We start from the raw sequence: 20,440 nt of genomic DNA on the forward strand, positions 1-20,440 counted from the left end.
GGGAACCTTTCAGTCGCCTTACTTAATTTTAGGCTCATAAGGCAAACGTGAGAATTTATTCGATTCGCTCCGATAGTGCGCGAGGCGCTGCAAAAAGTAGTCTCGCAGGTTTTCCGTCTGTTCACGGGCAACCAGTTCAGGGATCACTGGCATGTTATAGCGTTCCTTAAATGCAACGCCCGATGCAGCTAAATCGACGTTCATTTTTGCCGTTTCTTCGTCAGAAAGCTCTGCCAAGTTGTAACCCATCGTTTTCTCCTCTTTCGACTTAAGCGGCGGATTGTATCAAATCAGCGTTGAAAATAATGCAGGCATCTCCCTATGGCAAGAGGGTGTGGATAACGGCAGAGAGGAATGTAGAGAAGAAATAGCGAGCCAAATAATAAATGAGAATGATTGGCGTTTATTTTAAATAATAAATTAAAAATAAGAATGATTCCTTTTATTATTGGCGGGCTTGTTGATAATAGTTATCAAAGTTATTTGCCCACTTTTTCCCAGATTAATTAAATAATTTATTTCCTCATATTAAACATGCAGTTAATACAATTTGTTGTTTTAATCTTTTTAAATGTGAATAGGGTGTTTTTATTTTGTGTTTATGTTGGCATAATACGTGAAATAACCTCCTGCCAACCTGCATGATAAAAACTAGGGACTAATTATGTTGAAGAAAGAAATGGCTCAAAAGCTCAATGAGCAACTCAATTTAGAATTCTATTCTGCCAATCTTTATTTGCAAATGAGTGCATGGTGCAGCGATAAAGGTTTTGAAGGTGCGGCCGCTTTCTTGAAAGAACATTCGCAGGAAGAGATGCAGCATATGCAGCGTTTGTTTGAATACCTGAGCGGCACAGGTTCGATGCCGATATTGGGCACCATCAGTGCGCCCCCGGTAGAGTTTGGCTCGTTAGCTGATGTCTTCAAGCTGACCTATGAACATGAGCAATTGATCACCACCAAGATCAATGAACTGGCACATGTTGCCATGACTACGCAAGATTACTCGACGTTCAACTTCCTACAGTGGTACGTTTCTGAACAGCATGAAGAAGAAAAACTGTTCAAATCCGTATTGGATAAATTGGCTCTGGTGGGTAACAGCGGTAATTCTCTGTTCTTTATCGATAAAGATTTGAAGAACATGGCCACCAGCGCGCAAATCCATTCTCAAGGTTAATTCTATCTTTTGAGCTATAACCGCAGTTTCTCTGTTATCGACAGAGGCTGCGGTTTTTTATTTTGTGTCATCCCTGCCTGAAACCATTTCTTGTCTGTGCCTGTAAGCTCGACTTCATACTCTCAACTCATTATTATTCATGGCTAACATACGGAAACGGATGACTTCAAGTGAGCATCCGGTGGCTTTTCGACCACTTATCCGATGTCGGCAGTTTATTTTGTGTGGTATCTCACATGTAGTACATCCAACTGGAAGCGATCGGGGTTTACGCCGCCAATATAGGGTAAAGTTGGTAGCAGCGATTTTTTTACCCCAATTTATTTAAGGGACTTTATGTTAATTAACAAAGTACGTTCATCCTGCCGCATGCTTTCTGCACTGGTTGTTTTGTTTGTTGGCCTTTCCAGCCAGCAGGCTTTAGCTCATGCTCATTTGAAAGTGGAAACCCCTGCCGCCGATACCACGGTAAGTGCCGCTCCAGAAGCGTTAACACTTAATTTTTCCGAAGGGATCGAGTTGGGTTTCAGCGGTGTGAAGGTGACGGGGCCAGATAATAACGCGGTGAAAACCGGCGCGTTAAAACTTGACCCGGTTAATAACACTCAGTTGATTTTGCCGTTGGATAATGCGCTAAGCGCAGGGAAGTATAATGTTTCCTGGCATGTGGTGTCCGTTGATGGCCACAAAACCAAAGGCAATTACAGCTTCACTGTAAAATAATATGTCTTTAGCGGCCTTATTTGTCCTGTGTCGCTTTGTGCATTTTATGGCGGTGATGCTGATGTTTGGTGTCAGCGTATTCACCGCCATATTGTCATCCGACCGTTTCGCTCTAACATTACAACAACGCCTTCAACCCTTGCTGGCTAGCAGTACGCTAGTCGCGGCATTTTCTGCCGTCGGCCTGCTGTCCATTCAGGCTGGAATTATGGGCGATGGATGGGCAGATACCTACCAGTTTCCCGTGTGGGGGTTAGTGCTGGGCACGCGTTTCGGCCAGGTTTGGCAGTGGCATCTCGCACTGTCTTTCATCAGTATCCTGCTGTTGTTTTTCAATCGAAAATCATATTTTTCGGCTCTGATGGTCGCCTGTTCGTCGCTGTTACTGGCTAGCTTGGCTTTTATCGGTCATGCGGCGATGCATGATGGCATAATTGGCTGGATACATCAGTCGAATCAAATTCTGCATCTTTTCAGCGCCGGTTATTGGTTCGGTAGTCTTTTACCTTTGCTGGTTTGCCTGCCCTATACCCGCAATAGTCAGCATAAACCCGCCGCTATCCATACTTTAATCCGTTTTTCCAGTTGGGGTCATTTGGCTGTCGTGCTGGTGGTTGTCACCGGAATGATTAATAGTTTCATTATACTGCGTGGTTGGCCCCTGGATTTCACCTCGACATATCAGAGATTGCTTTGGTGCAAAATTGTCTTGGTTGTTTTGATGATTATCATTGCGGTAATCAATAGGTATCGCGTGGTTCCAGCAATTCGTCATTTACCGGAAAAAGCGCACTATTGGCTGGTGATGAACGCTTGGTTTGAGGTGGTACTAGGGGCGGCGGTTCTACTTTTGGTGAGCACCTTTGCTACATTTGAGCCGGTATAAGCGGCTAGAGGGCTAACTAGCAGGGAACAAGGCTTGCTTCTTTAGGGTTAGATGCAGGAAAATCAGGTCAATCAGCTAACTTAGGAATAGTTAACATGAAGGGTTTCGCGCTAACGCTTTCTCTTTTGCTTCTGGCTGCTAATGCTGCGGCAGCATCAAAGATTATCACGGTCAGTAAGTTTGAATTTGGCAAGCAATGGGCATTCACGCGTGAAGAAGTGATGCTGGAGTGCCGCTCAGGTAATGCGCTGTTCGTGATTAATCCCAGTACACTAGCGCAATATCCTCTCAATGAAGTAGCAACTGAGCAGATGAAATCAGGAAAAGTATTGGCTTCATCATTAGATCCGTTGGTTTTGGAAGACAAAGATAATCCGGGCAAAAAAATGAGCCTGCAACCTTTCCAGCAACGAGCTCAAACTCTGTGTGAAAAATAGGGCGAAAGCGGATATGCCCGCCGGGATAGCGTTTGAATAATCTCATAATTACCAGTGGACTAACTAAGAAGCTATTAGTTAACCTGAGTGATTATTAAGTTATTATGTCGAAAGTTGGTAAAACGTGGGTCGTCTACTACGCTTAAGTAGTACGGCTGAATAAGCCTGCATGAAATGCCAACTTTTAGCGCACGGCTCTCTCCCAAGAGCCATTTCCCTAGACCGAATATAGGAATCGTATTCGGTCTTTTTTTAATTAGTTGATTTTAAAGCAATTATTTTACAGCAAACGAAAATAAACGAAATTTCCACGAAATCCTATACTCGGCCTAAATTTCTACCCACTCATTTTTACGTGAATCCAGGTATACATTAGTCATTTTCATCGACTTGTGACCGAGCAGTTTCTGTGCAAATTCCTTACCGTATTCCGCTTCATACAACCGCGATGCCAGGCTGCGGATTTCATGAAAACTGGGCGGGGAGACTTCATAAACCAGATCGGTAGCCTTCAATGCCTTAACAAATGCTTTAGTGAGCGAGTCGGCATTAAGTGCACCTGGTTCCCGGCCGGCCGTTTTACTGGCTGAGCTAATCAAGAATTCACTTTTACTTTCCATTAAACATTTTGCAATGATCTCCCCTACGCTGGTATTCATTATTTCCAACCGCAGTGATAGCGATATCGCTATCTGCATCTTGGTTTTACTCTGGACTATCCAAAGCTTGCCGTCATGCACGTCGCTTCTTTTTAATTGCCGCACATCATCACGGCGCTGACCGGTAATCAGAGCCAATGCCAGGCTGAGTTGAACCCAGTTCTGTTGTTGGCCGGCTGCCTCATAAATCTTGCAAAAGGCTTCATAGTCGAGCCGCTCTCGCTTAACTTTTGGTGACGGCGTCCGGGTTGCTTCCACAGGATTGCGGCTAATTAATCCATCAGCTATGGCCTCTCTGAAAACGTCTGATAAAACAGAGCGCAAATTAACCGCCATCGAACTTTTACCATTATCGACATAGGTATTAATAAAATCAGCAATATGCTTAGTGGTAATAGCCTCGATCGGCTTATCTCCAAATTCTTGGTTAATATATCCGATTTGCAGAACTCGCATTTTCATGGTGTTCTCGGCCAGTTCGCGACGCTTTAATAGTCCTGAATAGCGCTTTAGCCAACGCGCTACGGTATTAACTTCAGCTTTAGCCGCAGGAGTGGGGGCGGGGGCTTGCAATCGTTCAAGGAGGGCCACTGGCTGAAAGTTTGATTCAATATAATTGTTAGCCTGGATGGCCTGAGATATGGCATCCCTCCGGGCGATTTGTCCCAGAGGAATTTCTTTTCCAGTAAGTGGATTTCGCCAGTAATAAGATTTGTAATATCGCCGATAGGTCAGATTTTTTGGTAAGTTGGCATCATATCGTTTTGGCCTTGATGCCATGATTAATTCTCTCTATCAGTGATGAACTTGTACTGGGCGATGTTTTAAGTATTTCTTTTGCCAGCCGGTAGCTTTTAGGCTGAATATAAATAGCGCCGGGCTGCACACGATATTCCCGCCCATGTTTTTCAGGGGCCGGGTAAATATTACCGCCTCGCGCCCAGCGCTGAAGTGTCTGGGGAGTTGGTTGCTTGCTGCGGTAGGTTTCTTCCGCCCATTCTTCTAATGTCAGTAATTTGGTCATTGGTCTTTCCTCAGTAGGAAAGGGCGCAACGATGCTACGCCCTATTATGGTCGTTTGGTCTGGGGTGGTAAGGGGCTATGAATATTCGTAAAGTTGTAGGGAATGTTTACAGATCGGTAATGCGTTTATTTCCGTTAACCAGCGGTGCAGATTGCTTCGATAGTGTGTTGCAGTAATTCCTGATGGCAAAGCTCTAATTGATTAGACATTTCACCTACCTCAATAAACAAGAACAGTTAGATAAATAATCCCAGTTACTGCCGCTGTGAATATCACGGCAAGTAACAGGAACCACACGGATAAAGGCGCTTTGTAATGCATGGCCTTGTGAATTGTTGATTTGATTTTTTCCCACCTTATTGCCTAGTAGCTGTTCGTAGGCGCTCATAAATTTCACCAGCAAAAATACGCTCTTCACCCAAATCACAGGCTGCAAAATATTGATGTGAAGCTGTAACGGCAGTTTGGTGCTTAATTAGAAATTCAGTTTTTAATGCTTCGATATGGCATTGTTCGCGGTGGCTTGCTAAAGCATCAGGATCGCATTCGATAGGGCGAAGCCAGTAACATACTGGGCCGTCTTCTGTGTCATGTATTGAAGCCATAAACCAACCGTCACCCGCTGGTGGTGTGGGTTGCCACGTACTGATATTGCAATCACCACTTTCATACGCGGCATTTAACTCATCAGCGTTATCTTCGCCCTCCATCCATCCCAACGCGCCAGTGACGCGGTTTAATGCTTTCCATGCTTTGAATTCACCTTCAACACCAAACTCCCGGCCATTTTCTGGCTCAAAGTAATCAGGGTGTGTCCAGAAACCACGTTCATCGCGCTCGACCGGTACAGCTGTAATTGTCTTGATCATCATTGCTTCCTCGCAAAGAGAACGCCATCGACTGGCAGGCATTCATATTCAGGTGGCAGACCTTGCTGTTGAATGTCAGCCAGGCAGTTTTTATCATCGGGATAGATATAACCTTGCGGTTCGTACTGGCAGGGTTGGAATGTAAAGCAGACGTATAGAAACAATCCAAACATGGGATGACTCTTTAATTGAATGAAATAACCCCCAGCCTGCTGGCAGGAATATAATTAATGATTACTGGGGATTTATTGGGGGATATTATTTGGAATTATTAAGCCAATGCATAACGAAGCTAATTCGGATTTGTTATTAAAGGTTAATAATTGTTGGGGTAATAAACTTCATCCGCGTCGGATTCGTCTAATAGCAGCAGGCTATCGCCGTAGTACAATGCTGCCACTAGCTTTTCAAATTTGCCGCGGAACGTGATGACTTTTTTACCGATCACATCACCATCCAACTTACCGGAGTACAGGCTGTAGACCGGAAGGCCATCAACTTCTGCCCATACTTTTTCTTGGCGGCGCTGGCCCTCAATCTCAATGTACTCACCTTCACGAGAAAAATAGAGATTGTCCGTGAACTGGAATGGGTGTGTTTTCTTTCGTGACGAACTGAATAACGATGAACTTTCTCCTGCCGGCTCTTTTTCGATCCCCATGCGGAAACCATCATGTTCGCTCATTTCCATCAGTACTTCAGGCCGTTCCCATCCCTCTTGCGCCGCTTCTTCCTTGTGCTGCTCAACATAAGCTTCCCACAGGTCTGACGCTTTGATGTATTTTGGCGTCTGTTCAGACTTAATGAAATCCAGCACGATCTTTTGCATGCCAGCGGTCAATTGTTCCCCAACGGCATTGAGCGTCCAACTTTCTTCCAACGTCTTAGCCATAAGGATGTTGTAGCGCGGCAGATCGACCATATCGGAAATATTGGCCGGTAAAGCGGATTCCAGCGCTTTCTTGACTGCTCGAGGGAAGTCGCCCAATCAAGGGTTTCTTTGATGGTATTTTCGTACAAATTGGCAACGTGTTTTTGTAACATCGCTGAATAATCCGGCGACTGCTCGAAGGCTAAGCAGTGAGCTGCAATGTCCGTAGCCAGGCTTGTTGTTTTTGGTTGTGTAGTAGCGGTTAGTTTTTCGTTGGTCATTGGTCAGTCCTCAGTTTATTTTTTCGAAATTGATTACCCATACTCATGGGCTTTTCCTCTACAACTAAACCTCCCGTAATAATCGGCTGATAATGTCTCTCTTAGCGGGAATGCGGAGCTGGTGAGCCAGTTGCCAGGCTTTGCGTTGGGTTTGAGTTTTATGCTCGAGCATTTTACGGATAGTAGCCGCTGGGATACCGGTATCACTGGCGATCAAGTTTTCATTGTGGCCAGCGCGGTGAAACTGATAGATAGCCAACAACACTTCCAGTGAGTAGCGCTTACGGATACCGATATCGACTGTATTCACCTGAGGAATGGCATCACATTGGTCATCACCGGGATAAATCGGCTTTGGCATGGGTCGATAGGGATTACCGCTGCGGATCTCTGCGCGGGAGCGCATTAGCCAGATGATACGAGCGGTATAGTCTCCCCGGTCATCTTCTTTAAAGTAGCTGCCGGTACTCTGGTTCAGTTCCTCATCCATCATGCGGCTTCCTTCTGTTTCTGCTCTAATTCCCAGTCTTTCACGATCCTGGAACATTGAGCATGTACCTGGCGGGCGCTGGCAATCCCGAAGCCTTTGACGGCATGAGCCAGCATATCCGGCGTTCGGCGGACAACATCAAGCAAAGAATGGATCCCGGCACGGGCTAGCAGTTCTAAATGTTGCTCTTTCAAAGGGAGGGTTTCGGTAAGCACTGATTCTGCCCATTCAGCACGCTTAACTAAGTGTGGGTGAGTAGGCTCAAGCAGATCACGAATACGTTGGGTAATAGCCGGGGTTAGGCCATCTGGCCAGTTCTGTTCGAAGTCATCAACCATGGGATAGACGGGTAATGCCCACTCATTGACAGAGACGATCAGGCCAATGCCGTTGGTGGAACGAATTTCAATATGCCAGTCAATATCGTTAATTAGTTGCATATCGTAATCGCCTGAGCGCAGTTTCAGCCCCCACTGGAAGGTATAAAAGTAAAACTCAATGTCATCATTGCCACGATAGTAGGTTGGCTCGACGTCACCATCCATACGCTGGATCCGGTTGGTGAGGTCAGAAACAACATTATTCAATTGCTCATTAACATTAACCATGACAGCCAGTTTGCTGGTTTTTTCTGCTACCTCTTTTTTGTATCGCCGAATCTCCGTCAATTGCTGATTTAACAGTGTGCGCTTATTCTCCAGATCATCTTTCAGTCGAATGATCTGGATTTTCATTTTTTCAGGATTCAGTGACTTTAGCCGATTCACCTCAGTAGCCAATACTCGTTGGTCTGAAAGTGAAAGGTTGTATTTGGCTGAAATACTGTCTCGCTGTGCATTGGCTTCAGCCACTGCTAGATCGGCATTTTCTATGCGTTCCTGCACTTGTGTTAGCGCCAAGGATTTCGTAATTAGGTCGTTTTCAGTTTTTTCTAAACGGTCGAATAATAGGTTGTACTCGTCAGTCTCGATGTTGAGTTGTTCAATACATAGGGACTGCGCTTGGTTGAGTAAAACAGTCGCGCTCTCTACAGAACGCTGTGCGATGCCGGTAGTCTGCTCAATGGCAAGGTCTAGCTGCGCCCGAACTGGGCGCAGGGATGACTCCAGCACACTGGCAGTTGTGGCCTTTGTGGTCATGATGGGTTACCTGTGGAATGCCTGCCGTGGCAGGTTATGAAAGGTTATTGCGTGATAGAGAAATAGCGGATCTGGCCAGCTTTCACCGCGTTGTACAGACGGTTAACTGTTTCAGTAGTAAGCTCAATTCCTGCCGCCACTAAATCAGCGTTAATTTGTGCAATCCAATCAACTGGCTTGTCTATAGTTGCCGAATTTACAGATTTGCCCAGTTGCTTAGGAAAGTTAACCGATCTCGCAGGGTGCAACGGCTGATGGGCAGTTGTATCAGTGCTAGCGGCAACAGTCTCTGTGGTGATCACTGATGCAGCCTGTTGCTGTTTTTTCAATTCATCAAGCCGCAATGCTTCCTGCTGTCTGTGCTGTTCCTCAATCTGTTTTTGCCTGGTAATGCGTTGTTCAATCATCAGCGCCAAATGTTCGTGCTCAAGAGCAATTATCTGGTTGATGTCAGCGAACAGATTTTTATAAGCCGGTTCAATATCAGCAAATAGCGCTAAATTAGCCTGATATTTTTCACCTAATTGATTAGCGGCAATCTTGGCGCGGGCTAGCTCATCGTTGGCGGCACTTTGCAACGAGGTGAGGGTTTTCTTGCCTTTGATGGCAGTGGCAAAGTCAGCCGGAATCGCGGGTAGGGTGACAATAGCCAACTGTTTATTGATAACAGCAATGTGCTCGGCAAGCGCGGCTTTGGCCTTATTCAATATTTCAAGGCGAATAGCTTCTTTGCGCAACTTAACGAGTTTTGACAGGTCTAGCCGTTTGTTTCGCATTTCATCGCGCAAGGTATCAATGGTGCGGAAAAGGAGATCAATCTGTTCAGTTTTAGACAGTGCCTGTTGTTTAATCAGATCCAGCTCTTTCTCCGCCTTTTCGCAGAACTTAACGGTTTCTTCTGCGTCAGCGAAGTCCTGATCGGTCACCAGATTGGTGTTGATGGATTGAATAAAGGCCAGCGCCTGATTCTGGTAAACAGTCAGGTTTGATTCTTTTACTGCTCCTTCGATTTCTACCAGCAGAGCCGGGAGGCGCATTAAGGCTTTACCCTGTGGGATGTCTTTTATCTCAGGGGCTGTGTAACCGTTCAAATCCTGCTCAAATTGCTGCCAGCCCGCCATCAAAGCTTCACGGCGACCAGGTACCGGTAAATACTCCATCCACACAAAGTTATCTTCAGTGCCATCTGATACCACAAAAATGACCTTTTCGGACCCACTCACTAAAAGCTGCTGTTCTAACTGCCAGTAATACTCTGGCGGCAAGTCTTTATTTTTCACTGCCAGTGCCAGTGTGGCATTCCACATTTTGTGCTCAAACAACACATCTTCCATCATGGTCATGCCATCAAAGGAAGCCAACAAATAGCCATCATCATCGATGGCGGTTGCTGGGAATAATTCGGTACCGATCATGGATTCTACGATTACCCGTGCTGTGGCCTCCTGCGCGTGACCTTTATCAAACAAGTTGGTTTGTACCCAATCGCTGATTTCCCGTTCTGAGCCGGTAGCCTTCATGTTCAGCAATTCATCGCGGCGCATTTTACTGGAGGCTGCCATCATTACCGGGGCTTCGCTGGCGGTGAAATGGCGACTGCGCAAGGCGTGCCATTCCGGCGTGCCTTGCTGGACATTAATGATTTGCATCTTCCGCCTCCAGATGTTCGATAGTTTTGATTTGTGCTGAGGTCAGGGTGTATTTGCTTTCGATGGTGTTGATGATTTGCGCGGCGGTTTTCTTGCCCTTGTTGATCAGCGTTGTCCAGTCAGCAAGTGCGCGTTGAAATTGTTCCGCGCTGTATTCCGGTAGTGCCTGCGGTTGGCTTGGTTGCTGGCTGCCTTGGCTGTGTTCTTTACCTTCATTCACATCAAGACTTTTACCTTCCATTTCTTCCGCTGTTGGCTGCTGACCAATTTCCGGCCACCCTTTACGGAGAGCCTGGGCTTCCGCACACTTGGCGAGTTGCCCATAGGGCCGCTTTTTCCACATAGCATTGGGTGCCTGAGTATCGCGGCCAGCGGTTGCGTAGTTTTCCAACCAATACTCTTTCGCGCTGAACGCCACGATAGTGCCGTTAGGCATGAGTTTGCTCAGTGTGTATTTGCACCACTGAGGGAACGTAATTTCTACACCGCTAAGTGTTTGTGTAATATCCGGGCCAAACTCTGGTTCTTGTGCGCCAGCATAGTTACCGGAGCGGTCTGCTTGTATACGATAAAGCCCAACACCGGGCATCACCACATCGCGCCATTCGTTTTTACCGGTTAGAGCATCTTTCACGCTCATTGGAACTAAATGAACGGGTTTCATCAACGGGTCTAACTGGCGGGCGCGGCAATAACTCACCGCCATGATGACTGAATCATCTTTAGCGCCAGGGTAAATACTGTTTTTCAGCGCGTTCCACGTTGGTTCGTCAATATTCAACCCAACCACGGCGGGCGGGAGATTACGGGTTGTTACTGCTTGGGTGGTCATTGGTCAGCCCTCAGATTTTGATAGCGATAGCCAGAAACATGAAAGCGCCTAAAACACAGGCGAAGAAGAATTTCAGGCCAGATTGGCGGGGATAAAGGTTAAAATCGTCGCCAGTAACTCGGTGGCGGTATTGGAGTCTCTTGATGAATTCAATAGGCATGGTATGCTTTCCCACGGTTGGGTTTGGTCACTCAACCACGCTGATAATAATCCTCGTGGTTATTGTTCAGTCCTCAGTAGGTTTGCGGTTGGTCCCGCACTCCTGGGATAGCCCCGGCTTAATCGCTGGGGCTTTTCTCTTTATTGGAGTTGGTGGTTTTTCTCAGCGTCTAATTCCATTGCTCGTTCTGCCTTGGCAACCCGGAGAAATATTTCCTCCTGTACCTCATCCAGATAGAGTTCCATATCGGCGGTTTCGGTAAATGCCGGAAGATGTTCACCGCTTGAACCTGCAACATGGCAACTATTTTTAATTGCGGATTTAAAAGCACTGAGCATTTTCGAGTGCTGACGTAGGAACTCAATCCGCTTGCCCAATTCCTTTTGCTCACCGGGATCCGATATCAACAGGCGGTCATATTGCTCCAGCGATTGCTCAACCATTCGCTGATAGTTGTACTCATTCACGATGCACCTCGCTTATCAGGTTGAGAGATAGTCTTCACATATCTGTTTCGCTTGTTGGCACTGCTTAATGTCAAACCAACCAAAGTGGCATTTCTCTGCGGGTATCCCCATTTTTTCAGCTAGCCATCCATACGCCTGAGAGCGAGACATAAGCCTTGATTGCCAAATGCACTCAAATGGGGTTTTGCACTCCTTCCTCGCTTGCCTGGTGGCTTTGTCAGCCAATGTCCCTAAAGGAATTGCAGTGAATGGGTGCAATCCCACATACGCGCCACAGCCTTGGCATAAATAGACATAAGGCCAGTCGTTGTAGTCGCGCCCATAAACTTCTTGATGCGTGGCGATTTGAACGCTACCAGAGCAAAAATGGCACTCTGTGGGGGCCGGAAGAGGATTTTTTACTCGGGCAGTAGCTGTTCGACTTGGATTGGTCGGGGTCTTAATTTTAGAAGTGTCCAATATGTTTTCCTCAATGGTCTTACTCATGCGCCCATACTGATTAGGCGCATGGTGAAAGAGCGTTGATTATTCGCCGTCTTTCTTTTCGTTAATGCGTTGGAATGGGTAGCGATCTGTATCTGGCTTGATATTGCGGTAGAAGTGGGAGCCAATTGATTCAGCACCGGAGAATGCCGCGTAATCATCAGCGGACACATTCTGGTAGTGATACAGGGCTGCCGGTTCACCCTTCGACTTAAAACGAATCGCCAGAGTGTTGCTAACTGGGTCATGGCCGATGCTGTGGATCTGGGAAGATTCAATCTGCTTCATACTAATTGCTGGTAAATTGCTCATATTAGTTCCTTTTAGGTAAAAAAAAGAGCCACAGCCTAAGCTGTAGCTCCGATGGTTTATTTTGCTTTCCTGCTAATTAATGCTTAACGCACCCCGCGAGGTAACTTACTGCAACCACGCATCTTCTGGCGGGCAACTGCTGCAATCCGTTTCTCTGGATCTGCTGAAGTTCTGGGCTTGCTGGGTACGGCTGGCATATCTGGCATCGGTTTGCACCGCACCAAAACTAATACTGCTTTTTCAACTCGGTTACTTTCACGCTTTGCCAGTGCCTGGATATAGGCGTTGCGTTTTTTTGCCATACGCTTTTGACGAGATGTTGTGGCCATTGGTCAGTCCTCAGTTGCTTCTATCACCGCAGTACCTTTTAAAAAGGCACATGGGTAATTAGTGGTTTTATGCCTGCGGCCTCTAACTGACAGCAGCAGGGTAAATCCACTCGTCATTTTTAAGCTGCTTATGCGTTAACCGGGCGCGAACCGGTTACTCAGTGATGCTTCACGCCTCCTTTCCCTCACTACGCCGCTGTGGGAACCCGACCTGTAACGCCGTCGTCGCGAGCCTGAATTTAATCAGGCAGTGGGGTGCGGTCTATCCGCGTTGTTACTTCATGATTTTTTCCTCCATTGTGGGTACTGCGTGGTTTAGCTGAGCCGTGACTGGTACACGCGGACCGTTTTGATGTCACTTAACCGATTTGTTAAAGAGCGTACCCATTGATTCGGGTGGTAGTCTTGTTCTTGAACTTAAATGTAACTTTAGTTTCGGATTGCGTCAAGTGAGGTTTGATACTTTAGTTTCGGATTGATGCGAAAGGATAAAAGCAGAAGGAGGGAACTTCAGGCAGTAACTATTTTTTCAGGCAAAAACTTTTATCAAACTTATAGTCAAGAGTGCCAGTTATAAACTGGTAAGACAAAACAAGCTGACCACCATGTTGGGTTATTAACGGATTTTGGCACATGTTTTCGTTGAACATTTTTAGTGCCATAGTATAAAGCTCATTTTTTAGTTCTTCTGTTACAGCTAAATTTTTTACAGTATATACATAGTGTATTTTTCGATCTTCAACATAGATATCTCTGAAAATTGTATATTGATCCACTACGACTGGTAGGTTTTGGTCCGCTTTGATTTTCTTATATTTTTCGGTTGCAACTGCCCATGCGTCTGGTTTTATTTCATTATTTGCTTCAATTTGTATTAAATCTTTTCTTACTAAACTAAAGATCAGAAAAGCTATTGAAACTAAAATATAAAATCTCCATTTCTTAAAAAATCCATCACCTTTTATTTCATTTGCAACAATAGGTTGTGCTTTTAAAATGGTTTTTTGTTGGTTGTCTTGTTTATCGTGCCAAGGATTTGATTTATTTACCTCATTTAATTGAGCGATTTGTGTTCCACAGGATGGGCAAAATTTGTTGTGTGGATCAACTGATGTACCGCATTTCATACAATACATTGCAATATCCTTATAAATTTTCCCACTTGGCTTCTACAACCACGCCTATTATTTTGCAGTTGCCGTTGATTTTTATCATTGGGTACTGAGGGTTAAGCGGCTTTAAATACTTGTTACCAGCATCTTCAATGTAGCGCTTGAAAGTGGCTTCGTTATCATCGGTTAACTTGGCGATAACTAGCTTGCCAGATGTTGGTTCTGCGTCGGGGTTTATGAGTATCGACATGCCTTCAGGAATGGTCAGCCCAACAGGTGAAGTCATCGAATCGCCTTTCACATCCAGCCAAAATGCATTTTGCCCAGCATATTTAGTTGTCGTAACCCAATGGTCAATCTCATTAATGCTGTATGGCTCAATGGCCTCACACCAATTTCCGGCACTTACCCAACTAATTTTCGGGTACTCATAGGACTGAGCTGATTGATGACGGTTAATTTCAGTCACATTAGCGTCCCAATTGTTATGAGATGTGCTTTGCAACTCAGGGCTGCCTTTCCCTGTTTGTAACCATTCAGGATTGCATAGCAATGCGCGTGCGACGTTAAATAAAGTATCGCCATTAAAATTCTTAGTGAGCCCTAGTTCAGCTTTACTGATGGCAACGCGAGAGACGCCAGCTTTCTTTGCCAGATCTTCCTGGCTTAAATTAAGTGCCAATCTGCGTTCACTAACCCTTTCGGCTAAAGTGCTTCCCATTAACGACTCCTGATATGTAAAAGACACTATACGAATCTGACACCAAAGTAACATTATCTAATGAAACTTTGTTTTCGTTTTTCCCTTGTGTCATCCCGACACTTTAGTTACGATTAGTGAGGAGGTATTAATGAAACTTTATGAAATATTGAAAACAGAAATGGGAAGTAATGCGGAGATAGGACGTTGCTTCCCAACCAGAGGGAAACCTCGAACGGGGCAAGCCGTGGGGAAATGGCGATCTCAAGGCGTGCCAGAAGATATCGCCTTGTTATGCCATTTATCGCCCAACATCCCATACACCTATAACCCGGCAGATTATGGCCGCAACCCGGAAAATCTCAGTCTGGTTCTGACCAAACCAGCTCATCAGTAAAGATAGAGGACTGACCAATGACTATTAGCCCAAAGCGTTGGCTTGCTAACTGGAGAGCCAAACGTAAGAAACAAAAAACTGCTACTCCTCTTTGCCCCCTCTCAATAAACGCAAATGTGGGGAGGAGTGTGACTTTTCAGGATCTGGATCTTCTTGGCGTATCCGTGCTGAAAGGAAAACCTCAGTGCTTGAGCCATCCAGAAGGGCAGCAAAGTGAGCGAACAGTTCCTGGCCTTCATGTGACATCTCCAGTGTCGGATGATTCATGATTGCATCCAGACTTTGCTTGATACGGAGCTTATGTTGTTCATCACTACCGGATAGCACGGTAATGGCGACAACATCGACCAAGGCTCTAATGTAACTAAGGGAATTATCACTGGACATTGCGCCTCCGTGGCGGACTAAAAAAGAAACTATTCACAGTTTATGTCCATGTGTGTAATCACCAAAGATATTTAAGGACTGACCAATGACCACAATTTACCAACCTGCCGGTATAACGGCAGGGGCTGCGATAGCCTCTGACGTTCGGCGGGAGTTGTTATCCCGCAAAAAAGTAGGCAAGAACGGATTACCGTTCCATACCGTCCGCGAAGATCAGATTAAAACCCGATGGACAGAAAGCGAGGCAGTGACCATCAAAAGCACCGCCAGCGCACTGGACTCAAACCCCGCAGTAGAAACCAATGTGGCGGCGATTCGTGGTTTTTTGGCAATGTTCGCCGAAGCGCCTGAAATGCTGGCCCATGTTTATGCCGAATTAAAACTCGCCGGGCTACCGGTACCCGAATGGCTGCCTGAGCTTCCACCAAAACAGGAGAATCCTCTATGAGCAATATCACACCCAACACCACGCCATCAGTGGAACTGATTGCCAATATCGTGGGTAAAAAACTGGCTATTGACGGGCAGGAGGCCCGCCGTATGGCTATTACAGGGACGTTGTCCGGTGTGACGCAGGCGTTCTATTCCCGTCAACATAGTCCCTCTGATGCAAAGCAGCCGTAGGGGGATCTATGACGCCATCTGAACTCATATACCAATTTGGCCGGCCGATTGCCTACTACCCTGGCTTGGTTCCATATCTTGGGAGCGTAAATGCAGTCATTTTATTCTGCCAGTTCTTCTATTGGACGGGCAAAGAAACTTCAGAGTTTGGCATTTTTAAAACTACGGAAGAGATTGAATCTGAAACAGGATTGACCTACGAGGAACAACTTACAGCTCGTAAAAAGCTCAAGCAAGCGGGGGTTTTGAAAGAAACAAATAAGCGGTTAGAACACCGTATTTACTATCAGATTGATACCGACCGGTTGGATGGAATGCTATCGCAACCTATTGATAAATCGCCAAATGGGGAAAGCCCATTTCGGGAAACGGGAAAAACCCAATTGGCGAACGAGGAAAAGCCCAAGCCGCCAGCAAGGGATTCCCTAACTGGCGGGCAAGGGATTCCCCATTTCGATCATACAGAGATTACTACAGAGATTACTACAGAGAAGCGCACACGTAAGGCGGCTAAAAGTTCTGCAATAGACTTCTCCGCTTTTCCGATGGCTGTTAGCTCTGAGATTTGGGATGACTACCTAAAACACCGAAAAGCAAAACGAGCGCCAATGACTCAGACCGTGGTGAACATGCTGGGTAAGGAGTTGAGTAAAGCGGCTGCCGCTGGATGGTCGGTGGATGATGCGTTATCTGAAGCCATGGCCGCCGGTTGGCAGGGATTGAAATTTGAATGGTTACAGAATCGTAGCCGGCCACAGAACCAGTGCGCTGGTAACACCAGCATGAGTCGTCAGGAAGCACTGGAGGCTCGCAATGCGCAGGTTGCAGACGATTTTGTCAATGATGGGTGGTGAATATGCAGGGTATCGCTGATAGACGTGAATTCGCGGAGGTCATGAAAGCCACTCTGGCGATATACGGAAAAGATGCATCAAAAGCTGTGCTTGATCTCTATTGGAATGCGTTGCTGCCATACGATATCGACACCGTACGCCAGGCATTTAGCAACTGGCTTACTGATCCAGACCAAGGCAGATTCTCACCAAAACCTGCCGATATTATCCGCAATATCCAAACTATTGCCGGTAAACCCGATTGGCTCTCAGCGAATGAGGCATGGGCATTGGCATTACCCGCGCAAGATGAGGCTAACACTGTGGTTTGGACAAATGAAATTGCCCAGGCATGGAATATTGCTCTGCCAATTATGCAGGAAGGTGACAAGGTGGGTGCGCGTATGGCTTTCATTGCGGCCTATGAGCGATTGACTAAGGCAGCACAGGGAACAGGCCGATCACCTGAATGGTCAGTGTCTGAGGGATGGGATAAAGAGACCGTAAAACGCAGCGTTGAACAGGCGGTTACAACAGGACTCCTGCCAAAACCTAAAGTTGAAAAATATCAGTTGTTGTTATCAGACAGGGGCAAGTTGGGTAATGGGGTACCAACTAAAATCCGTCATTTTTTAGACGAACTGAAAGATAAAATTAAACAGGATCAGGAGGAAATGGCAAGAAGATGGCGAGATGAAAGTATCAGGTTACAAGAGTCTCTGGGCAGTAAACACCAAAAGCCATTACAGCAGGCCGCTGACCACGGTTTGCAAAATAATAAAATTACCGAGGACTGATCAATGAGCATTAATTTCAAGAACGTGTTGATTTACAAACTATCCCGCGATGTCTCTTTCGCCAATCTGGAAGAGCAAATGGCACAATTCGCATTTACACCCTGTGGTAGCCAGGATATGGCGAAAACTGGTTGGATATCGCCAATGGGTAACGAAAGCGCCACGCTAGCGCATGTGGCTAATAAGCAAATCCTGATCACATTGCAGTGTGAAAAAAAGGATTTACCTGCGCCGGTTATCGCCCGTGAACTGGCGAGTAAAGTCGAGCGTTTGGAACAAGAGCAACATCGTAAACTGAAAAAAACAGAAAAAGACTCGCTGAAAGATGAAGTTATCCAGACTCTGTTGCCACGGGCCTTTAGCAAATACGCTACAACATCCATTTGGATTAACGCAGGGGCTGGGTTAATCATCATCGATGCCGCTAGCGCGCGGAAAGCTGAAAATGCATTGGCATTACTGCGCAAAACCATGGGTTCTCTGCCTGTTGTCCCCTTGACACTTGATACCCCAATTGAACTGACGTTAACCGAATGGCTGCGATCAGGTTCCGCGCCCGCTGGGTTTGCGCTTCAGGAAGAAGCTGAGTTAAAGGCGGTGCTGGAGCAAGGCGGGATTCTACGCAGTAAACATCAGGATTTAGTCAGTGACGAGATCCGGGGGCATATCGCCGCGGGGAAACTGGTTACTAAGTTGGCGTTGGAATGGCAAGAACGCATCAGCTTTGTGTTGGCCGATGACGGTACCCTGAAGAAAGTGAAATTCAGCGCCGTGTTGCTGGAACAAAATAACGACATCGATCGGGAAGATTACGCCCAGCGCTTTGATGCCGATTTTATTCTGATGACGGGTGAATTAGCCGCTTTAATTGCGGATCTGGTTGCCGCATTAGGCGGCGAGGCAACCCGTAGTTCATGGATCGATTTGGATGGTGCAGAACGGGACAATGATGATCGCTATCCTGAGGCAGTGAAGTTCATCAAGGCGAAAGGTAGAGCTTCAATCTCTGGGCTACAGCGTGAATTCCGCATTGGTTATAACCGTGCGGCCTGGCTGCTTGAAAGAATGCAGGTTGAAGGCATTGTGTCACAACCAACGCCAGACGGAACCCGCCAAGTGCTGATCGGGGAGGGCGCGTCATGGTGATCAAACCGGAAGTACCCAACGCCGAAAGGGTTGGTATTAACAACGATATAAGGTCTATGCGCCTGGCTGGTCGGGTAAACGATGCCAACAGCCAGTTAAACCGCGTGATCAGTGCTGCCAGTGGTGCTGACTGGCGGACCCTGCGCGATCTCGAAAAATTATTATCCCAGATGTTCCCCGGTGAAGGTGATACCCAGACCGCTATAAGCGCACGCCTGCGTGAAATTAATCCTGTCCGTCATGGGCTGGTGAAACAGGTTAGAACTGTCCGCAACGAAGATAGCGGTAAGCGGGTTTGGTTTTATCGTCTGATTCCAAATACTGGTCATGGGGAGCCATTGCATGATTGATTTCTCCAATACCCAATATGTTCATGATCTCGCCGCTCTCAAATCCGCCCCAACGCATAAGTTGAAATTGATTGGTGATCAGTGGCGCACGCCAGATGCTCTGTTCTGGGGCATCAATGCGATGTTTGGCCCGTTAGTTCTGGATCTGTTCAGTGATGGTGAGAATGCGAAAACGCCTGCTTATTACACTGCGGAAGATAATGCGCTCACTCAAGATTGGGCCGCAAGACTGACCGAATTGAATGGTGCCGCATTTGCCAATCCTCCCTACAGCACGGCGAAAAAGCATGAAGGGCAATATATTACAGGTATGAGGCACATCATGGGTTATACCTCTGAAATGCGGCAGCGTGGCGGTCGATATGTCTATTTGACCAAAGCGGCAACGTCAGAGGTGTGGTGGCCTGAAGTGGCAGACCATATTGCATTCATTCGCGGCAGAATTGGTTTTGAAGTACCTGCATGGTTCCGTCCCGAAGATAGCACTCAGGTGGCCTGTAATGCTGGGTTTGGTGCGGCTATTGCAATTTTCGATAAGGAATGGCGTGGCCCTGCGATTAGCTATATCAGCCGTGAGCAATTACTTGCCACTGGAGAGGCATTTCTAGCGCAGATCCGCAGAGAGGCCGAGCGGCTGTCCTCAATGGGGGCCGTATGACAACAGCGCAGCGAACTAAGTCCCCGAGAAAGAAAAAGACAGAAGTTATGGGCGTGCTGTTACCCGGTGGTGGAATTAAGTACGCCACCGATCACGATCGCGAAACCATGAAAGGGGTGCCTGTTGGCACTCCAATATCTATGAGCCCTATCGGTGACCGGCGTAACCTGAAACATCATCGTAAATTCTGGAAATTGCTCGAGCTGGGTTTTTCATATTGGGTACCGGATTGGACCTTCGTCAGTGCGCCAGAGGAATGGATAGCCCATGAGGTAGCGAAAGCAGTGGGCAGCGCCGCTGGAGATTCAGAACTCTATGAAAAGGTTACCAAGTCTATTGCTCAAGCGGTATTAGACCGAGTCATCAGGCAGCGCCAAAAAAGATTTGATGGGGAGGCGGTAAAGACCGATACCGCTTATTTTAACCACGTCATGATCAAAGCCGGATTCTATGACCTGATGCCCAACCCAGAAGGTGGCACATTGAAACAGCGTTGGAGTATTGCGTTCGTGAATATGGATCAGGGTGCTTTTGACCGGATTTATAAAGGGGTGGCCGGTGTTATCTGGAATGAGACATTAGGCCAGCACTTTGATAACGAGTATGAAATGGAACAGGCAGTTAACCGACTGCTGGAATACTGAG

General features: G+C 46.6%; 30 protein-coding genes and 1 pseudogene. 14 read left to right on the top strand and 17 right to left on the bottom strand.

The genetic code is table 11. The features are described from left to right. Window positions 1–18: 18 nt before the first annotated feature. Complete coding sequence (locus tag DBA33_RS18285; RefSeq protein ID WP_064517991.1) at window positions 19–249, bottom strand: DNA polymerase III subunit theta; 231 nt, start codon at window positions 247–249, stop codon at window positions 19–21. 415 nt (window positions 250–664) lie between these two features. On the opposite strand from DBA33_RS18285, the gene ftnA reads away from it, so the two are divergent. From ftnA to DBA33_RS18305, 4 genes are all read left to right on the top strand, one after another. Beyond that, the gene (gene ftnA, locus DBA33_RS18290; protein ID WP_064517993.1) at window positions 665–1,180 is read left to right on the top strand and encodes a non-heme ferritin; all 516 of its coding nucleotides are present in this window, start codon (window positions 665–667) and stop codon (window positions 1,178–1,180) included. 336 nt (window positions 1,181–1,516) lie between these two features. Beyond that, window positions 1,517–1,903, top strand: coding sequence for a CopC domain-containing protein YobA (gene yobA / locus DBA33_RS18295; RefSeq protein WP_064517994.1), 387 nt, complete (start codon window positions 1,517–1,519; stop codon window positions 1,901–1,903). Window position 1,904: 1 nt separating this feature from the next. Further along, on the top strand, window positions 1,905–2,789 hold the full coding sequence (gene copD, locus DBA33_RS18300; protein ID WP_064517996.1) for a copper homeostasis membrane protein CopD: 885 nt from the start codon (window positions 1,905–1,907) through the stop codon (window positions 2,787–2,789). A gap of 95 nt (window positions 2,790–2,884) precedes the next feature. Further along, window positions 2,885–3,226 carry a YebY family protein gene (locus DBA33_RS18305; RefSeq protein ID WP_064517998.1) on the top strand — a complete coding sequence of 114 codons (342 nt, stop codon included), beginning with the start codon at window positions 2,885–2,887 and terminating at the stop codon, window positions 3,224–3,226. Between the two features lie 329 nt (window positions 3,227–3,555). Here DBA33_RS18305 and DBA33_RS18310 read toward each other — a convergent pair whose 3' ends face one another. The 15 genes from DBA33_RS18310 to DBA33_RS18375 form a co-directional block, all read right to left on the bottom strand. After that, window positions 3,556–4,665, bottom strand: coding sequence for a tyrosine-type recombinase/integrase (locus DBA33_RS18310; RefSeq protein WP_162975240.1), 1,110 nt, complete (start codon window positions 4,663–4,665; stop codon window positions 3,556–3,558). After that, a complete protein-coding gene (locus tag DBA33_RS18315) occupies window positions 4,640–4,909 on the bottom strand; it encodes an excisionase (protein ID WP_049688719.1) in 270 nt (89 codons plus the stop codon). The genes DBA33_RS18310 and DBA33_RS18315 overlap by 26 nt, the downstream gene beginning before the upstream one ends. Window positions 4,910–5,265: 356 nt before the next feature. Then, on the bottom strand, window positions 5,266–5,781 hold the full coding sequence (locus tag DBA33_RS18320; RefSeq protein ID WP_240442721.1) for a hypothetical protein: 516 nt from the start codon (window positions 5,779–5,781) through the stop codon (window positions 5,266–5,268). Between the two features lie 313 nt (window positions 5,782–6,094). After that, on the bottom strand, window positions 6,095–6,766 hold the full coding sequence (locus DBA33_RS20810) for a hypothetical protein (RefSeq protein ID WP_205582788.1): 672 nt from the start codon (window positions 6,764–6,766) through the stop codon (window positions 6,095–6,097). A gap of 228 nt (window positions 6,767–6,994) precedes the next feature. Further along, window positions 6,995–7,423 carry a hypothetical protein gene (locus tag DBA33_RS18330; protein WP_120806941.1) on the bottom strand — a complete coding sequence of 143 codons (429 nt, stop codon included), beginning with the start codon at window positions 7,421–7,423 and terminating at the stop codon, window positions 6,995–6,997. Further along, a complete protein-coding gene (locus DBA33_RS18335; protein ID WP_120806942.1) occupies window positions 7,420–8,559 on the bottom strand; it encodes a hypothetical protein in 1,140 nt (379 codons plus the stop codon). Before DBA33_RS18335 ends, DBA33_RS18330 begins: the two co-directional genes overlap by 4 nt. A gap of 44 nt (window positions 8,560–8,603) precedes the next feature. After that, window positions 8,604–10,208, bottom strand: coding sequence for a YqaJ viral recombinase family protein (locus tag DBA33_RS18340; RefSeq protein WP_120806943.1), 1,605 nt, complete (start codon window positions 10,206–10,208; stop codon window positions 8,604–8,606). Then, on the bottom strand, window positions 10,195–11,040 hold the full coding sequence (bet, locus tag DBA33_RS18345; RefSeq protein WP_038243369.1) for a phage recombination protein Bet: 846 nt from the start codon (window positions 11,038–11,040) through the stop codon (window positions 10,195–10,197). The genes DBA33_RS18340 and bet overlap by 14 nt, the downstream gene beginning before the upstream one ends. 10 nt (window positions 11,041–11,050) lie before the next feature. After that, window positions 11,051–11,200 (bottom strand): hypothetical protein, encoded by a 150-nt coding sequence (locus DBA33_RS20715; protein WP_162975241.1) that lies wholly within the window; start codon window positions 11,198–11,200, stop codon window positions 11,051–11,053. A gap of 140 nt (window positions 11,201–11,340) precedes the next feature. Next, complete coding sequence (locus DBA33_RS18350; protein ID WP_126940132.1) at window positions 11,341–11,667, bottom strand: hypothetical protein; 327 nt, start codon at window positions 11,665–11,667, stop codon at window positions 11,341–11,343. A 15-nt stretch (window positions 11,668–11,682) separates the two neighbouring features. Further along, window positions 11,683–12,153: a zinc-finger-containing protein gene (locus tag DBA33_RS18355; RefSeq protein ID WP_120806944.1), complete on the bottom strand. Its 471-nt coding sequence runs from the start codon at window positions 12,151–12,153 to the stop codon at window positions 11,683–11,685. A gap of 39 nt (window positions 12,154–12,192) precedes the next feature. Continuing rightward, entirely contained in the window at window positions 12,193–12,462 is a 270-nt protein-coding gene (locus tag DBA33_RS18360) for a KTSC domain-containing protein (protein ID WP_050126798.1), read from the bottom strand. 83 nt (window positions 12,463–12,545) lie between these two features. Continuing rightward, entirely contained in the window at window positions 12,546–12,791 is a 246-nt protein-coding gene (locus tag DBA33_RS18365; RefSeq protein ID WP_120806945.1) for a hypothetical protein, read from the bottom strand. 521 nt (window positions 12,792–13,312) lie between these two features. Further along, window positions 13,313–13,927, bottom strand: a complete 615-nt coding sequence (locus DBA33_RS18370) for a zinc ribbon domain-containing protein (RefSeq protein WP_038243379.1) — start codon at window positions 13,925–13,927, stop codon at window positions 13,313–13,315. 10 nt (window positions 13,928–13,937) lie between these two features. Continuing rightward, complete coding sequence (locus DBA33_RS18375) at window positions 13,938–14,624, bottom strand: S24 family peptidase (RefSeq protein WP_038243382.1); 687 nt, start codon at window positions 14,622–14,624, stop codon at window positions 13,938–13,940. Between the two features lie 130 nt (window positions 14,625–14,754). Between DBA33_RS18375 and DBA33_RS18380 the strand changes: the two genes are divergently transcribed. Continuing rightward, the gene (locus DBA33_RS18380; protein WP_038243385.1) at window positions 14,755–15,000 is read left to right on the top strand and encodes a hypothetical protein; all 246 of its coding nucleotides are present in this window, start codon (window positions 14,755–14,757) and stop codon (window positions 14,998–15,000) included. A gap of 81 nt (window positions 15,001–15,081) precedes the next feature. Here DBA33_RS18380 and DBA33_RS18385 read toward each other — a convergent pair whose 3' ends face one another. Beyond that, window positions 15,082–15,387, bottom strand: coding sequence for a hypothetical protein (locus tag DBA33_RS18385; protein WP_038243388.1), 306 nt, complete (start codon window positions 15,385–15,387; stop codon window positions 15,082–15,084). 85 nt (window positions 15,388–15,472) lie between these two features. Here DBA33_RS18385 and DBA33_RS18390 point away from each other — a divergent pair, with 85 nt between their 5' ends. The 9 genes and pseudogenes from DBA33_RS18390 (at window position 15,473) to DBA33_RS18425 (ending at window position 20,439) form a co-directional block, all read left to right on the top strand. Then, window positions 15,473–15,835, top strand: a complete 363-nt coding sequence (locus DBA33_RS18390) for a hypothetical protein (protein WP_038243391.1) — start codon at window positions 15,473–15,475, stop codon at window positions 15,833–15,835. Further along, complete coding sequence (locus DBA33_RS18395) at window positions 15,832–16,011, top strand: hypothetical protein (RefSeq protein ID WP_096823462.1); 180 nt, start codon at window positions 15,832–15,834, stop codon at window positions 16,009–16,011. Before DBA33_RS18390 ends, DBA33_RS18395 begins: the two co-directional genes overlap by 4 nt. A gap of 8 nt (window positions 16,012–16,019) precedes the next feature. Then, window positions 16,020–16,865 (top strand): hypothetical protein, encoded by an 846-nt coding sequence (locus DBA33_RS18400; protein WP_120806946.1) that lies wholly within the window; start codon window positions 16,020–16,022, stop codon window positions 16,863–16,865. Window positions 16,866–16,906: 41 nt separating this feature from the next. After that, window positions 16,907–17,641 (top strand): hypothetical protein, encoded by a 735-nt coding sequence (locus tag DBA33_RS18405; protein WP_240442722.1) that lies wholly within the window; start codon window positions 16,907–16,909, stop codon window positions 17,639–17,641. A 3-nt stretch (window positions 17,642–17,644) separates the two neighbouring features. Continuing rightward, window positions 17,645–18,544, top strand: a pseudogene (rdgC, locus tag DBA33_RS18410) (recombination-associated protein RdgC); the annotation flags it as partial. A 66-nt stretch (window positions 18,545–18,610) separates the two neighbouring features. After that, window positions 18,611–18,787 (top strand): DNA translocase FtsK, encoded by a 177-nt coding sequence (locus DBA33_RS21005; protein ID WP_240442723.1) that lies wholly within the window; start codon window positions 18,611–18,613, stop codon window positions 18,785–18,787. Continuing rightward, window positions 18,781–19,137: a hypothetical protein gene (locus DBA33_RS18415; RefSeq protein WP_120806949.1), complete on the top strand. Its 357-nt coding sequence runs from the start codon at window positions 18,781–18,783 to the stop codon at window positions 19,135–19,137. The genes DBA33_RS21005 and DBA33_RS18415 overlap by 7 nt, the downstream gene beginning before the upstream one ends. Further along, window positions 19,130–19,795: a phage N-6-adenine-methyltransferase gene (locus DBA33_RS18420; RefSeq protein ID WP_120806950.1), complete on the top strand. Its 666-nt coding sequence runs from the start codon at window positions 19,130–19,132 to the stop codon at window positions 19,793–19,795. Before DBA33_RS18415 ends, DBA33_RS18420 begins: the two co-directional genes overlap by 8 nt. Then, on the top strand, window positions 19,792–20,439 hold the full coding sequence (locus DBA33_RS18425; protein ID WP_120806951.1) for a DUF1367 family protein: 648 nt from the start codon (window positions 19,792–19,794) through the stop codon (window positions 20,437–20,439). The genes DBA33_RS18420 and DBA33_RS18425 overlap by 4 nt, the downstream gene beginning before the upstream one ends. Window position 20,440: the final 1 nt, after the last annotated feature.

The sequence above is a fragment of the Yersinia sp. IP36721 genome (assembly GCF_003634395.1).
GTDB classification, from domain to species: domain Bacteria; phylum Pseudomonadota; class Gammaproteobacteria; order Enterobacterales; family Enterobacteriaceae; genus Yersinia; species Yersinia entomophaga.

Excerpts from the sequence above, each read along its gene's own strand:
- DBA33_RS18425 (WP_120806951.1), top strand. The coding sequence starts at position 19,792 with ATGACAACAGCGCAGCGAACTAAGTCCCCGAGAAAGAAAAAGACAGAA.
- DBA33_RS18415 (WP_120806949.1), top strand. The coding sequence starts at position 18,781 with ATGGTGATCAAACCGGAAGTACCCAACGCCGAAAGGGTTGGTATTAAC.
- DBA33_RS18315 (WP_049688719.1), bottom strand. The coding sequence starts at position 4,909 with ATGACCAAATTACTGACATTAGAAGAATGGGCGGAAGAAACCTACCGC.
- DBA33_RS18400 (WP_120806946.1), top strand. The coding sequence starts at position 16,020 with ATGACGCCATCTGAACTCATATACCAATTTGGCCGGCCGATTGCCTAC.
- DBA33_RS18385 (WP_038243388.1), bottom strand. The coding sequence starts at position 15,387 with ATGTCCAGTGATAATTCCCTTAGTTACATTAGAGCCTTGGTCGATGTT.
- DBA33_RS18420 (WP_120806950.1), top strand. The coding sequence starts at position 19,130 with ATGATTGATTTCTCCAATACCCAATATGTTCATGATCTCGCCGCTCTC.
- DBA33_RS18310 (WP_162975240.1), bottom strand. The coding sequence starts at position 4,665 with ATGGCATCAAGGCCAAAACGATATGATGCCAACTTACCAAAAAATCTG.
- copD (WP_064517996.1), top strand. The coding sequence starts at position 1,905 with ATGTCTTTAGCGGCCTTATTTGTCCTGTGTCGCTTTGTGCATTTTATG.
- DBA33_RS18305 (WP_064517998.1), top strand. The coding sequence starts at position 2,885 with ATGAAGGGTTTCGCGCTAACGCTTTCTCTTTTGCTTCTGGCTGCTAAT.
- DBA33_RS18375 (WP_038243382.1), bottom strand. The coding sequence starts at position 14,624 with ATGGGAAGCACTTTAGCCGAAAGGGTTAGTGAACGCAGATTGGCACTT.
- DBA33_RS18330 (WP_120806941.1), bottom strand. The coding sequence starts at position 7,423 with ATGATGGATGAGGAACTGAACCAGAGTACCGGCAGCTACTTTAAAGAA.
- DBA33_RS18395 (WP_096823462.1), top strand. The coding sequence starts at position 15,832 with ATGAGCAATATCACACCCAACACCACGCCATCAGTGGAACTGATTGCC.
- bet (WP_038243369.1), bottom strand. The coding sequence starts at position 11,040 with ATGACCACCCAAGCAGTAACAACCCGTAATCTCCCGCCCGCCGTGGTT.
- yobA (WP_064517994.1), top strand. The coding sequence starts at position 1,517 with ATGTTAATTAACAAAGTACGTTCATCCTGCCGCATGCTTTCTGCACTG.
- DBA33_RS18335 (WP_120806942.1), bottom strand. The coding sequence starts at position 8,559 with ATGACCACAAAGGCCACAACTGCCAGTGTGCTGGAGTCATCCCTGCGC.
- DBA33_RS18370 (WP_038243379.1), bottom strand. The coding sequence starts at position 13,927 with ATGTATTGTATGAAATGCGGTACATCAGTTGATCCACACAACAAATTT.
- ftnA (WP_064517993.1), top strand. The coding sequence starts at position 665 with ATGTTGAAGAAAGAAATGGCTCAAAAGCTCAATGAGCAACTCAATTTA.
- DBA33_RS18405 (WP_240442722.1), top strand. The coding sequence starts at position 16,907 with ATGAAAGCCACTCTGGCGATATACGGAAAAGATGCATCAAAAGCTGTG.
- DBA33_RS18320 (WP_240442721.1), bottom strand. The coding sequence starts at position 5,781 with ATGATGATCAAGACAATTACAGCTGTACCGGTCGAGCGCGATGAACGT.
- DBA33_RS18390 (WP_038243391.1), top strand. The coding sequence starts at position 15,473 with ATGACCACAATTTACCAACCTGCCGGTATAACGGCAGGGGCTGCGATA.
- DBA33_RS18365 (WP_120806945.1), bottom strand. The coding sequence starts at position 12,791 with ATGGCCACAACATCTCGTCAAAAGCGTATGGCAAAAAAACGCAACGCC.
- DBA33_RS18380 (WP_038243385.1), top strand. The coding sequence starts at position 14,755 with ATGAAACTTTATGAAATATTGAAAACAGAAATGGGAAGTAATGCGGAG.
- DBA33_RS18355 (WP_120806944.1), bottom strand. The coding sequence starts at position 12,153 with ATGAGTAAGACCATTGAGGAAAACATATTGGACACTTCTAAAATTAAG.
- DBA33_RS18285 (WP_064517991.1), bottom strand. The coding sequence starts at position 249 with ATGGGTTACAACTTGGCAGAGCTTTCTGACGAAGAAACGGCAAAAATG.
- DBA33_RS18340 (WP_120806943.1), bottom strand. The coding sequence starts at position 10,208 with ATGCAAATCATTAATGTCCAGCAAGGCACGCCGGAATGGCACGCCTTG.
- DBA33_RS20715 (WP_162975241.1), bottom strand. The coding sequence starts at position 11,200 with ATGCCTATTGAATTCATCAAGAGACTCCAATACCGCCACCGAGTTACT.
- DBA33_RS18360 (WP_050126798.1), bottom strand. The coding sequence starts at position 12,462 with ATGAGCAATTTACCAGCAATTAGTATGAAGCAGATTGAATCTTCCCAG.